The organism is Chryseobacterium sp. CBo1 (genome assembly GCF_001693475.1).
GTDB classification, from domain to species: Bacteria; Bacteroidota; Bacteroidia; order Flavobacteriales; family Weeksellaceae; genus Chryseobacterium; species Chryseobacterium formosense.
On record NZ_MAUH01000015.1, the window covers coordinates 1 to 13,126 of the forward strand.

Annotated in this window: 16 protein-coding genes; 2 read left to right on the plus strand and 14 right to left on the minus strand. The window is 33.6% G+C overall.

What is annotated here, in order from left to right; genetic code table 11:
* Window positions 1–122 precede the first annotated feature (122 nt).
* Window positions 123–2,246 carry a SusC/RagA family TonB-linked outer membrane protein gene (locus tag BA768_RS10565; RefSeq protein WP_083206634.1) on the minus strand — a complete coding sequence of 708 codons (2,124 nt, stop codon included), beginning with the start codon at window positions 2,244–2,246 and terminating at the stop codon, window positions 123–125.
* Between the two features lie 435 nt (window positions 2,247–2,681).
* On the opposite strand from BA768_RS10565, the gene BA768_RS10570 reads away from it, so the two are divergent.
* Together BA768_RS10570 and BA768_RS10575 are read left to right on the plus strand one after the other, a co-directional pair.
* Complete coding sequence (locus tag BA768_RS10570; protein ID WP_065720713.1) at window positions 2,682–3,359, plus strand: DUF4197 family protein; 678 nt, start codon at window positions 2,682–2,684, stop codon at window positions 3,357–3,359.
* A 39-nt stretch (window positions 3,360–3,398) separates the two neighbouring features.
* Window positions 3,399–3,704: a DUF493 family protein gene (locus tag BA768_RS10575; RefSeq protein WP_034675397.1), complete on the plus strand. Its 306-nt coding sequence runs from the start codon at window positions 3,399–3,401 to the stop codon at window positions 3,702–3,704.
* Between the two features lie 81 nt (window positions 3,705–3,785).
* Here BA768_RS10575 and BA768_RS10580 read toward each other — a convergent pair whose 3' ends face one another.
* From BA768_RS10580 to eco, 13 genes are all read right to left on the minus strand, one after another.
* Entirely contained in the window at window positions 3,786–4,136 is a 351-nt protein-coding gene (locus BA768_RS10580) for an ArsC/Spx/MgsR family protein (RefSeq protein ID WP_065720714.1), read from the minus strand.
* 74 nt (window positions 4,137–4,210) lie between these two features.
* Window positions 4,211–4,825, minus strand: coding sequence for a deoxynucleoside kinase (locus tag BA768_RS10585; RefSeq protein ID WP_034675390.1), 615 nt, complete (start codon window positions 4,823–4,825; stop codon window positions 4,211–4,213).
* 27 nt (window positions 4,826–4,852) lie between these two features.
* A complete protein-coding gene (locus BA768_RS10590; protein ID WP_065720715.1) occupies window positions 4,853–5,758 on the minus strand; it encodes a hypothetical protein in 906 nt (301 codons plus the stop codon).
* A gap of 90 nt (window positions 5,759–5,848) precedes the next feature.
* The gene (locus BA768_RS10595) at window positions 5,849–6,871 is read right to left on the minus strand and encodes a glutaminyl-peptide cyclotransferase (protein ID WP_065720716.1); all 1,023 of its coding nucleotides are present in this window, start codon (window positions 6,869–6,871) and stop codon (window positions 5,849–5,851) included.
* A gap of 107 nt (window positions 6,872–6,978) precedes the next feature.
* Window positions 6,979–8,589 (minus strand): Na+/H+ antiporter, encoded by a 1,611-nt coding sequence (locus tag BA768_RS10600; RefSeq protein ID WP_034675385.1) that lies wholly within the window; start codon window positions 8,587–8,589, stop codon window positions 6,979–6,981.
* A 97-nt stretch (window positions 8,590–8,686) separates the two neighbouring features.
* A complete protein-coding gene (locus BA768_RS10605; RefSeq protein WP_083206635.1) occupies window positions 8,687–9,361 on the minus strand; it encodes a DUF2490 domain-containing protein in 675 nt (224 codons plus the stop codon).
* 90 nt (window positions 9,362–9,451) lie between these two features.
* Complete coding sequence (locus BA768_RS10610; protein ID WP_034675380.1) at window positions 9,452–9,844, minus strand: DUF1398 domain-containing protein; 393 nt, start codon at window positions 9,842–9,844, stop codon at window positions 9,452–9,454.
* 196 nt (window positions 9,845–10,040) lie between these two features.
* On the minus strand, window positions 10,041–10,490 hold the full coding sequence (locus BA768_RS10615) for a VOC family protein (RefSeq protein WP_034675377.1): 450 nt from the start codon (window positions 10,488–10,490) through the stop codon (window positions 10,041–10,043).
* 74 nt (window positions 10,491–10,564) lie between these two features.
* Window positions 10,565–10,936 (minus strand): VOC family protein, encoded by a 372-nt coding sequence (locus BA768_RS10620; RefSeq protein WP_034675374.1) that lies wholly within the window; start codon window positions 10,934–10,936, stop codon window positions 10,565–10,567.
* Window positions 10,937–11,031: 95 nt separating this feature from the next.
* Window positions 11,032–11,430 carry a hypothetical protein gene (locus BA768_RS10625; RefSeq protein WP_065720717.1) on the minus strand — a complete coding sequence of 133 codons (399 nt, stop codon included), beginning with the start codon at window positions 11,428–11,430 and terminating at the stop codon, window positions 11,032–11,034.
* Between the two features lie 2 nt (window positions 11,431–11,432).
* Window positions 11,433–11,903 (minus strand): hypothetical protein, encoded by a 471-nt coding sequence (locus BA768_RS10630; RefSeq protein WP_065720718.1) that lies wholly within the window; start codon window positions 11,901–11,903, stop codon window positions 11,433–11,435.
* A 100-nt stretch (window positions 11,904–12,003) separates the two neighbouring features.
* Window positions 12,004–12,459 carry a DUF1569 domain-containing protein gene (locus BA768_RS10635; protein ID WP_034675366.1) on the minus strand — a complete coding sequence of 152 codons (456 nt, stop codon included), beginning with the start codon at window positions 12,457–12,459 and terminating at the stop codon, window positions 12,004–12,006.
* A gap of 172 nt (window positions 12,460–12,631) precedes the next feature.
* Window positions 12,632–13,117 carry a serine protease inhibitor ecotin gene (gene eco / locus BA768_RS10640; RefSeq protein ID WP_083206636.1) on the minus strand — a complete coding sequence of 162 codons (486 nt, stop codon included), beginning with the start codon at window positions 13,115–13,117 and terminating at the stop codon, window positions 12,632–12,634.
* Window positions 13,118–13,126: the final 9 nt, after the last annotated feature.

The following is a 13,126-nucleotide window of genomic DNA, read 5'->3' on the forward strand; positions in this document are numbered from 1 at the left end:
GATGTCTTTTACGAATTTTTCGGAACTTTTCTTTTTAGGTGTTTCCATAATTAAATGTAATTCTTTTTTTGAAAACACTCCTTAACTTTTATACTATATAATGTCTACTTTTTGCTGACGATTTACAGAGTTAATTCATTTTTATTAAATGAATAGTTAGCACCTATTGAATACGAGAAATCTTCACCTACCTTATCCGACCAATTTAAAGATGCTTCTATACCTTTATTGGTTACAGAACCTACATGAGAATTAAATTTATCGCTTTGTCCCGAAGTTAAATAGTTTGAAACATCTAAAATAAGATTTTTTGTTTCCCTATTATAAACATCAAACGTACCCGTTAATTTATTATTAAGCACACCAAAATCTAATCCTAATGATGATTCTTCAGTAATTTCCCATCCCAAGTTAGGATCAAGACCTTTATTAATAGTAACTCCATTACTAACAGGATTAGCTCCAAATGCATAATTATAAGAATTGCCTGAAGCCAAAGGAAGATAGTTTAATGGTACATTCTGATTACCAAGTCTTCCCCATCCTCCTCTTAATTTAAGTAGGTTAAAGAAACCATCTTTCATGAATGATTCTTCAGAAATAACCCATCCTGCTCCGAATGATGGAAAAGTTCCCCATTTGTTACCGTCAGCAAACTGGGAAGATCCATCTCTTCTAACGGTTGCACTTAGAAGATATCGATTCATAAATTTATATTGTGCTCTAGCAAAATATGAATTAGTAGTATTCTTATTGTATTTTACAGAATTAAGAGATAAAATATTATTAATATATTCCGTTCCTGAAAGATCCCAATAGTTAGAAACAGTTCCTAAATCTTTTCTTTTTACAATTAATTCTTCAATTCCATTTTTAACAAAAGACTCAGTTCCTAACATTACATCAATATTATGACTGCCAAACGTTCTGTTATAATTTAAATAATTCGTTAGAGACCAATTATAGTAATCTTGTTTAGTATTTGTCAAAGTATTTTTTGCGTTTCCATCAAATAAAGTAGGAACTCTTGTAGGATCAGCAGCTAACCAAATAGATAAATCATCTGAGAAATTATATGCTTTGTAATTTGAGTATTCTCCGGAAAACTGAGAAGTAAATTTCAATCCCTTCATAATTTCTACATCCAATTTTAATCCCCCTTGCATCAGCATACTTTTATTCTGCTCATTGTTAAAATTTAACTGACTAACAGGATTTCCTACATTATTAAATCTTCCACCTGAATAACTAATGTTCCCATTAGCATCCCAAATTGGCTGTCCATATTGCCCTGAAGGATAATAAACAGGAACTAATGGTGATTGCTTATAGGCATTTGTAAAGGCACTAAATGGTTTTGGAGTAATATTAGTGAATGCAACGCTTAAATTTTGAGATAATGTTATTTTCTTTGAAATCTTAAATTCATTATTTGTTCTAATCGTTGTTCTATTATAATCAGTACCATTTAATATAGATTGTTCATCATAGTTACTTAAACTAAAAAAGTATTTAGCCGCCTCAGATGAACCAGATATAGCAACGTTATGTTGATTGTAAATACCTGTTCTTGTAATTTCTTTAAACCAATCTGTATTATATGGTTGATTTGTTGAGAATGATCTTCCGGGAGGGGTTAGAAAACTGTTCGCGGTATTATTATAATTTACAAATTCATTAGCATTTGCCATCTTTACCGTTTTTAATGGAGTTCTTAGTCCTACAAGACCATCATATTCCACATTAAGCTTTCCTCTACCAGATTTCGTAGTAATAATAATTACACCATTCGCAGCTCTGTTACCATAAATTGCTAATGCAGCAGCGTCTTTTAAAATATCATACGAAAGAATGTCATTGGAATTGATATTATTAATATTTTCCATGAACATACCATCTACAACATATAATGGAGTTCTTCCACCTAAAACAGTACCTAGGCCTCTAATCATCACTGTTGGCGTTGAACCAGGAGAATCTGAAGCCGTGACCTGCACACCCGCTGCTTTTCCCTGAATAGCTTGTGAAGCGTTTAGAACTTTCGTTTTAACAACTTCATCAGCTCCAATTGAACTTATAGAAGTTGTATTATCAACTTTCTTACGGCTACCATACCCAATCATCACAACCTCCTCAATCTTTTGCTCTTTTGGAACGGTGTCTTGAGGAGTAGTCTGTCCATTGACATTCATACCGAAGTAGAGAACAGCAATAAGACAAGAATACTTTAAATTAGTTTGTTTCATATAGTTTAATTTTATCTTGTACATTCATATTATTGGAAAGTCGATTTACATCTTCATCCTTCCATGTCTCAAAAGTAGACATTAATCAAAAATAGAAAAAATATCCAATCTTGTTAAAGTTACTTAAAAAAATTTTGATAATGCGTTTAAGTTTAATTATTTGTTAAGATATTATAATATTTATTTAATTTATTCTTAAAACAGAACATGATTTTTATCAAATTAATATCGTAAAAAATTTCATTTTTTCACATTGAAGCAATAATTTTCGCCAAAAAAGGTAGTCAGAAGGATATTTTTAAGATGATCTTTAAAAAACTTTTAATTATGGTACAGAAATAGTGAATTACCTAAATACACTTTTTGTGAAATTAAAAATTTTGTAACAAGCACATTAAGTAATTAACTTTGGTGCAGTTTAAAATATAAATTAAAATGAAAAAATATATCATCGCAGCAATCGTTATTTTAAGTACAGGAGCGATTATCAATACAACGCTACAGTCTTGTACGTCGATAGCTACCTCGGATTTAGGATTGGCGGTCATAAAAAGAGTTTTGCTGGGCGGAATTAATAAAGGAGCAAACATCTACGGAAACAAAGAAGCATTTCTTCAAAATAATTTAGTAGATAAAGCTTTACCACAACAACTTCGTGATATTAATACGACCTTAGAAAAAATAGCCCCGTCGATCGTGGCAAAAGAAAGAGAATATATTGCTGAAGCTGCAGTTTATACAGTCGGTATTTCAAAGCCTATTTTGGAATCTGCGGTTAATAGCTTAAATGCGCAGGATGTTACAAGAATTATTCAGGGAGAGAAAGGTACGGCTACTTTAATTTTAAAGGAGAAAACCCAGACTCAGCTTGTTCAGGCAATTGCTCCGAGAGTTGAACAGGAACTAAATAAATATGGGATCGTAAAAACAATCAATTCGGCATTGTCCGGAAGCAATTTATTAGGAAGCTTGTTGGGTGGAAACAAAACCAACGTTAACGCAGGCGGATTGAGTATGCTGGCTTCAGAACAGATTGTAAACGGTCTTTTTAATATTATTGAAGACCATGAAAAGCAAAATTCCGGCTCGCTATTGGGAGCGTTTGGAAAATAGCTTTTTTTTCATTATATTTATATAAATAAGGTAGAAAAGATGGATATATTACAAGGAAATCAGCATGCAAATCCTGAAGAATTTTATAATTCTCTAAAGGAAAAACTTGAAGGTCACCACGACTTTCCGGAAGATTATTTATTTAAATTTATCATTCCGACCGATGAGGCGAAGATTACTGAGATTTATAAAGTTTTTGACGGCATAAAGTTCACGATGGGTAACAGGGAAAGTAAAAACGGTAAATATACAGCCTGCAATATCAATGCATTTGTTCTGGATGCGGACCAGGTGGTAAAAATTTATCAGGAAGTTGCGAAAATTGAAAATGTAATTTTACTTTAATTAAAATTTTGCTGCTATAAAAGAGAAAGGTTAGTTTGAACAACTAACCTTTCTTTAATTTATAAATCTAATTTTAATATTTTACTTTTCGATAAAAAACTTCACATTTTCCAAAGGTCTTCCCAACATGGCAACTGATCCTTTAATCAATATCGGTCTTTGGATTAGTGAGGGGTTTTCCGATAAAATCTTAAGCCATTCTTCTTCCGAATAATTTTGGGAAGCAAATTTTTCAAGATACAGTTTTTCTTCTTTTCTTATAATATGAAAAACGCTCTGATTCAGTTTTTTTAAAACCGTTTTAAGCTCCAGAACGCTTAACGGATCTTCGACAATATTAATGATTTCAAACTGAATTCCGTTTTCATCAAGATACTCTAAAACCGCATTTGATTTTGAGCAATTTCCGTTATGAAGAACTTTTACCAACATTTTAGTCTGATTTTAAAGATGAGAATATATTTGCTTCAACAAATTTAGAACCAAATATTATGTTAATTAGAAAATTAAAACAATCCGTTCAGTTCTGTCTCGATCTTTTCTAAAATCAAGCCGAAATCTTCAGGCTTTTCTACGAAATCAAGATCATCAACTTCAATGATCAGCAATTTACCTTCTGTGTAATTGGAAATCCATTTTTCGTATTTTTTATTAAGTTTTGAAAGGTACTCAATACTTATTGTGGCTTCATATTCTCTTCCTCTTTTATAAATTTTCTTTACAAGATTCGGAACATCAGATTTCAAATAAATCAACAAATCGGGTGCTGAGACAAAGCTTTTCATCAGATCAAACAAAGAAGCGTAGTTCTTAAAATCTCTGTCCGAAAGCAGCTTCATATCATTAAGGTTTTCGGCAAAAATATGGGCATCTTCATAGATCGTACGATCCTGAATAATATTTCTCCCGCTCTCTCTGATTTCCTTTACCTGACGGAACCTGCTGCCCAAAAAGTAAATCTGTAAAGCAAAACTCCATTTGCTCATATCAGCATAAAAATCTTCCAGATAAGGGTTGTGATCTACATCTTCGAACTGTGCATCCCAATTGTAATGTTTTGCAAGCATTCTTGTAAGTGTCGTCTTTCCTGCTCCAATATTTCCCGTAACCGCAATATGCATATCTTCTTAATTCTTTATTTGTCGTTATTAAAAGCCTAAATCCTCAATCTCATCCATCAGCTTAATAATATCTGTCTTCTCAGACTTTTCTTTTTCAAGTTTTTCTATGGATTTTTCCAGTTCTTTTTTCTGGTTTTCTGCGTCTTTGAGCTTTTTAATATTTGCTATATTTTCAAGGGTGTAAAGATAGAGTTTGTTGTCTTTTACTTCAAAATAAGCCAGTGAATTTTTATCCACAATCTGTGCATCGGGATCTTCGAAAATTTTGGTCAAACCTTTTTCCGGATTATATTTGAAAATTGTATTCTTTGCGACAATCAGGATGATTTCGTTTTCTCTTCTGAATCGTTTTGCATTTTCAACAGGTGCTTCAAAGAGTTTTTCAAATTTCAGATTGTAAACCCTGAACTGGTTTTTAGATAAAATATAAACTTTATTTTCAAAGACCAAAAGATCGATCAGATCATCAAAACTTGCATCAAAAGGAAAAGAATTGATCGTTGTATCATTTCTGAAATTATACTGAATCAGCCTTTTCATGCTTTCATCCATCAACCAGATCTGCTGAAGATCTTCTGCATAAGCATGTTTGATAAACGTAAATTTCTGTTTAAAATCAAGCTTCTGAATTTCATTCAGATTCTGATCCACAAACTTCATTTCCTGAGCATTTTCCGAGAAAAGAGCTATACTTAAAGGGTTCTGCACTCCCTGAACTTTGAAGGGAACCGTGAACATCATTTTTCCCAACTGCTTTCCTAAGGAATCGTATTTCGTGAAGCTGAAATCTTTGTTTTTGTAGAAATAAAGACTTCCGTAATCATCCGCAAACATATCTCTTGTTTCCTTAAGCTTTAAAGAATCAAAAGGAAGGGCTTTCTGCGCAGAGAATGTACAGAATACCAAAACAGATAAGAATTGTAATAATTTCAAAAAATCTTTTTTACCAAGATAGCGCTCCTTCGGAGCGCTACCAATTTACATATTTTATTTCTGGATGAATGAACAGTCATTCAATTTTAACTATTTAATAGCAACTTCATAAATTGTCGGCCAGTTTTTCCCTGTAACCAACATATTATCCCCTTTGAAAGCGATTCCGTTTAAAACATCATCTTCGCCTTTCGTATTTTTTTTAGCAATTTCTGAAAAATCAAATTTCCCTACCACTTCACCATTTGCAGGATTGATTTTTAAAATATAAGGCTTTTGCCAAACATTGGCATAAATAAATCCTTTGTAATATTCGAGTTCGTTTAGCTTTTCATAGACAGAATTTGTACCAGCAACCGAAATAAACCTCACCATTTTTGAAGGATCTTTAACATCTAAAAAATACAAATTTTTCGTTCCATCAGATGCAATAAGATTTTTCCCGTCATACGTTAATCCCCAACCTTCGCCCATCACATTCGGATAAGGAAATTCAGACTGTAACGCTAACGTGTTCTTGTCATAAATGAAACCTTTTTTATTTTGCCAGGTTAACTGGTAAACTTTATCCCCGACAATTGTACTTCCTTCAGAGAAAAATTCTTCAGGTTGTGTAGTCGATGTAATTGGCTTGGTATCTCCTAAAGTGTATTTTAAAATTTTCGAAGAACCGTGTTGCCCATCACTTTCATAAATGGTATTTCCGTCAATCTGGAAACCTTGTACAAAGTTTTTAGGATCATGTGGATATTCTGCTATAACTTCATAATTGATTGTCGTTTCCGGACTTTTGCTATAGACGTTGATCGTTGCGTCCTGATAAAGGGTTTCGCCGCCTTTTGTTTTAATATTAAATGTAACTGCGTTGTCGCCAAGCGTAAAATATTTCGGATCGATGGTGAGATTTGAAGATTCTTTTTCACCAAAGCTGATAACAATACTTTCCGCGTTATCTGTAACTTCTTTCGGAAGTTCGATTTTGTCACCGAAATGATAACCTTGCGAAACCATTTCATTATTATAATCGGCCAATGCATTTAGTACTTTATCATTATTATTACAAGACATCACCAACATTAAAGCTGCAAATCCTACAATTATCTTATTTTTCATTTGTTATTTCTAAAATTTCATCAAAAATAGCAATTTTTATAACGCTCTGCTAATATGAAACCAGTCGATTACTTTGATTTAACTAAAATTGACATTTTTTAAGTATTTTAATGAGCAAAACCAGTAATTTTCGCTTCATCAAAATCCAGCTGCATTTCAATGGTTCTCATTACATGATCATCGAATATTTTTTCACGTTTCATACGATGAAGTTCATTTCTTTGTGCCTGAATAACCTGTCTTAAAACATCTTTATTTTCATTCATCGCTGCAGCATAATCTACCGTTGAACCCATACATTGAGCTTTATCGGCGATCAGCTTCATCTCGTTTTCGAGTTTGTAAATCTGGTGTTTTACAAGACTGTTGTTTTCAGAGAGTTCAGAGAAATCTGAAGTAAGCTTTTGAAGTGCTGTTTCTTTTAATTTTTTCATTAAAATAGCTTCCTGCTTTTCTTCCGGAAGATCGCTTCCTGCATCTTCAATTTTAAGGAATTTCAAGATTGGTGACAACAATAAACCTTGTCCGACCAAAGTAATCAGAATAATCACAAAGGTTACGAATAAAATAATATTTCTGTGCGGAAAAGCTTCTCCCGGACTGATATACACCGGAATCGAAAGTGCCGCTGCCAATGAAACAACTCCCCTCATTGCCGCAAAACTGATGATGAAAGGTTCTTTCCAATCAGGCTTTGGTTTTTCTTCCCGCATTTTTTTTGACAAAAGCCACGGAATATAAACGATAGCATAGCTGTACGCTAAACGTGTAAAAATAATCGCCCCACCGATAACAATACTATAAAAAATACCTTCTGAAATCGTGTAATCTTTCATTGCTGCCACAACAATGGGTAATTCTAGCCCGATGAGAATGAAAATAATAGTGTTCATCAGGAAAATTATAACACTCCAGACATTTCCGGTCTGAATTCTTGAAGTATGACTTAAATAACAATGTGAATTGTAAGACATCAACAAACCTCCCGCTACAACGGCCAAAACTCCCGAAAAATGAAAATGTTCTGCCGCAACATACATCACATAAGGAACTATAAGTGTAATAACTGTATCGATATTAGAGTTGGAAGGAATTAATCTTAAAAATTTCCCGAAAACCAAACCCGTTCCGATTCCTACAGCCACTCCACCAATTGCCATTGTGAAAAAATCTGTCACTGCCTCACGAAAGATAAATTGTCCAGAAATTACTGCAGCCAGAGCAAATTTAAATACAATTAAACTCGATGCATCATTGATCAGACTCTCACCTTCCAAAACGGTCGTAATTTTTTTAGGAATTTTCATATTCTTTAAAACGGAAGTGGCTGCAACTGCATCCGGCGGAGAATTGACACCTCCCAAAAGAAATCCCATTGCAACAGTAAGTCCCGGAATGATAGATGAAGAAAGGTAAGCAACAACTATTGAAGTAAGGAAAACCAACCCAAATGCCATTGAGAAAATCTGTTTTCGCCATTTATGGAAATCCTGCCACGAAGTAAACCAGGCTGCTTCAAATAAAATAGGAGGAAGAAATATAAGAAACACAAGATCCGGCTCAATTTCGATCTGCGGCATCCCCGGAATAAAGCTCACGAGTAAGCCTGCAATCACAAGAAAAATCGGATAAGCCACTTTGAGCTTCTGCCCTACCATCACCAAAATCATCACTGAAAGAAGTACAGCAATGGAAATAATTACATAGTCGTGAATCATGGTTTGTGATTATTTAGTTATTAAAAAAGTTTTAATTTTTTGAGTTTAAAACTCTTCAGATTCTGTTTTTAAAGACCGAATCTGAGGGTATTTTACTTTAATTTTTTGTAAAAGGAATATTGTTGTAAAAACCGATTTGTATTTGTCCGCGGTTTTTATTTTCCTGAAGCTGATTCATGTAACCTGCTTCAACTCTCATGTTTTTATTAATGACAAATCCTAAAGCTCCATACACTCGGTTTCTATCAAAAACCGGACTGTCTAAGTGAAGGAAAATCTCATTATAAACCGAGGCATAAAAAGTTTTCGGCAACATCTCTTTATTATTGATCGGAATATTAAATCCTAATAGATAACGGAATCTCATCCTGAAATCGTTCTGTAAAAAACGTTCTTCAAAACGATAACGGTGCTGCAGATTGAATCTCCCAAACTTTTGCTTCGTAATATACTGCTGAAAAATACGGTGTTCAATATTTTCCGACTTTTCACCATTGATATAAGGCCGGCTCAGGATAAAACCATATCCCAACAAAATATTATTGTTATTTTCTGTAAGATCATACCCGATTCCGGTACGAATTAATAATTGTTCTAAATCTCCGATCGCTTCAAAATTTCTGTATTGAATCTCATTATGGAAATTCAGCTTTTTGCTGATCTTATTATTCCCGAAATACATATACCAAGCGCCAAGATCATTTTCCTGAGCAAAAGAAAAAATACTTCCTAAACACAAAACTGAAACAGCCAACTTCTTCAGAAACTTCATAAATCTTGTTATTAATTTATACAAACTATCAATAAATACAAAATTAATAATAAAAATCTATAATAACAAGCTGTTTGTTATCTCTGTTTTTTATGAAGGAACTGTTTCCACTAAAATATCATTTCCGTTTTTATCAAAATAAGTACAGGTCATTTCATTTAAATCCATCTTCCAGCCTTCTACTCCGTTCTCTGCGCAATCTTTACAGAAAGTAGGATAATCTGTTCCTCCTTGTTGGTGGAGTTTTAATCTGAATTTAAACTGTTCAGGATTTAAATTTTCAGAAATAATTAAATTCTCATATTTACTTCCTGTTTCGGCAAAATTTTCTTCAGCATCAAAATATTTTGTATTTCCATTCGCCACAAGAGCGGTGTAATGAGAAACGCCAAGATCTTTTATTTCCTGAATGTATTTTGGAAAATCTGCACCGCTTTTTACTTTTTGGTGTGCTTTTTTAATTTCATCAATTGTAAATTTCATTTTGTTTGTTTTTTAATGATATTTTTAACGCTAAGAGCGCATAGTTTTTTATAATTTTTGAAAATATTTTCCGTCCGCAAAGGCGCTTCGCTCAGCAAAGTTTAAAATATTAAGCAAATATATTGTACAATTAAAACCGACAAAATACTCTGTCGGTTATTTATAATGATCAATTACATTCAGAAAAGAATGAATATTAAGGATGTTGCTGCATTTTTGCAGGGTCATCATAATTTACCATCCAGTTGATTCCGAATTTATCCGTGAACATTCCGAAGTAAGCTCCCCAGAATGTATCTGCCAAAGGCATTGTAACATTTCCGCCTTCAGAAAGTCCGTTGAAAAGTTTATCTGCTTCTTCTTTTGAATCTGCATTAATTGAAACCGAAAAATTATTTCCCACCGTCAGACTTGAAGCCCATTCTCCGCCTGTATCGCTTCCCATTAGAAGAGTTTCTTTTGAAATAGGAAGGGTAACGTGCATAATTTTGTTTTTGTCTGCTTCAGACATTTCCATACCTTCCTGCGGTGGCATCTCACCAAAAGTTCCGATGTAAGGATATTCTCCGCCAAAAACTGATTTGTAAAAATCGAAAGCATCCCTACAGTTTCCGTTGAATGTAAGGTAGACATTTACTGTTGCCATAATATATAATTTAGTTTGATTTGAAATACGTGATTTGAGGTTTGAGCTGTAAAACTCGGAACACAAAACTGGGATTAACGATGCTGATCGATAAGAATCATATTTCCGTCGGGATCTTTCAGGAAGATGTGTTCCGGACCGGAAGTGGTTTCGTCGGCTTCCTTATCAATTTCCACCTGATGATTTTTAAGATGCTGCTGAATTGCTCTTACATCATCAAACTCATCAAGATTTTGGGCATTTTCATCCCACCCCGGATTGAAAGTCAGCATATTGCCATCGAACATCGCCTGAAAAAGCCCAATTAATGTGCTTCCGTTTTTCATGATGAGATAATTATTCTCCATACTTCCACCCATCGATGAAAAGCCCAGTTTTTCGTAAAACTCTTTAGATTTTGCAAGATCTTTCACACTTAAGCTCAGTGAAAATACGCCTAACTTCATACTTTTTTTTATGTTTTATTTTTGAACTCACACAGATTTTGCAGATTTAAAAAATCAAAATAAATCAGTATAATTTTCAAAATCTGTGAAAGAAATTATTTTTTATTTAAAGCCAATTTAGCGCCCAGGAAAACAAGTCCCCAAACTACAATCCCGAGAACCCAAAACCAAACAGTCGTTGGCAAAACGGTCATATTATAAATTGTGAAAATCATGAAAATAATTCCACAAATTGCTGCCGATGTAAGTTTTCCGTTTCTAGCGATTTTTGTTGATACAAAACCTGAAACCACTGCTCCTACAGCGTAACCTACAATCACCATAAATTTCCCCAGAAAAGGTAAATTTTCAACATAGCTTTTAAAACCTTCCATATCATTCGGTTTTATTCCTTCCGGGAAAGGATATAAAATATGATTCAGTGTTTCAATCAGCCAGATGCAGATCGATCCGGTAATAATTCCGGCAACTACTGCCAATATATTTCTTAACATAATTATTGGTTTTTTAAACGGGTTTTAAAATCTAAGGTTTTATCATAGCTTTTCCAGTCACCGATCAGCTCGATCTCCTGACTATCAATCTTTTCTGAATTTTTATCCCATTTAAAAGTATAAACGAACTTCCCGGTAAACATACCTGAATGTTTTCCTTTCGCTTCTTCTGCCAATTCATACGTTCCGTACACCACTCCCTTTTTCTTGGAATCTTTGTATTTTGTAATCGTCAGTTTTCCTTCAAACTTTGTGTAATTGGTATCTACCAAAGAATATCCTGCCACAAAATATTCCTGATCATTTTTTTTGTTCTGTTCCGAAATATTGATTTTCAGTCTGATCTCCTCACCTTTGTTTCCGATTGTTCCAATGTAAGGTTTGCTGTTGTTTTTCCACACTGTTTCAATGTTCGGCATCTGAGCAAAGCCGAAATTGGCTGCGAAAATGAGAAATAATAAAAGTTTTTTCATGCTTAAATCTTTAATAAGTTAGGCTAAAGCCAAAAAGAATTTATGTTTTTTTGTAAACGGGCTAAAGCCCATTTCTAATTAATTTATTAATGCCAATTTTTTAAACTCCGAACTGGCTTAAATGGTGGTTTAAATGTTTAGCAAACATATTGTTCCATTGCTGAGAATTCAGTTTTCCGAAAGAGAAAGACTCTTTTCCGTCGAAAGCTTCTGCACCAAGTTGCTGCGTTTTTTGAATATAACCAATCAATCTCTTTTTTTCTTCTTCGAAATTTCTTCTTTCTTTAATCAAAAACTGAGGTGCGGTAGGAGAATCATGAGGGTATGCTTTTTCGCCAACCACTTTTGGCTTTACGAAAGTTTTTAAAATAAATTTGGCAATAGCACCGGGTTTTTTGTGTCTTTCAGGTTCGTAAACCATTTCATAAGACACACAGCAGTGCGCCAACATCTGATCTACCGTCATCCTTCCCCACAAACCATGAGTTTCTTCTACCAGATTATTTATTCTATTGATGTAATTCTGAGCATCTTTTGCATCAAAAACGTTTTCCATAGTTTATTAAATTGTATAAAAACAAATATATCAGTTTTTTTGTTTGATTTAAATATTTTTTTAACATTTGAAAAGGTGAATTATCAAATTTAAAAACTTCTTATTTTGACATAGGTTCATAAAAAAACTCTCTGCATATTTGCAAAGAGTTTGTATGAATAAGTTTTACTGTTTATTTCTGAACCGCTTTTTTCATCGCATCCGGACGAAGAATTCGGTAACGGACTTCCATATCTTTAGGAATGTAGAAAACCAGTGGCAATTTGCTGTTATACCTCACCGTTTCCGGCTGAAGAGAAACAAATTTCTTGGTAAGTTTCTGATCCGGACAAGCCATCAAAGTTCCGCCTGTTTCCCCTTTTGATTCTACTTCGTAATAATTGTAGCCCCATCCCTGAAGATCCAGAGTATTTACTTTTCCGATCAGAAAATGCTTATTACAGTCAAGCATTTTTTCTGTACCTACGAAAAATTCTACTTTAAGGTCATTCTCGTTTTTTGCAACCGGAAGCTGAATATAAACCTGCTTAAATCCTTCTTTAGCCTTCGGAAACATATCAATCTGAAGCTTTTCAAATTTCTCTGTTTTCTTCTGGGCAAAAACATGAGCTCCCATAATCATCATAAAAACCGCCAAAATAACTTTTGAAAATTTCATAATTATACT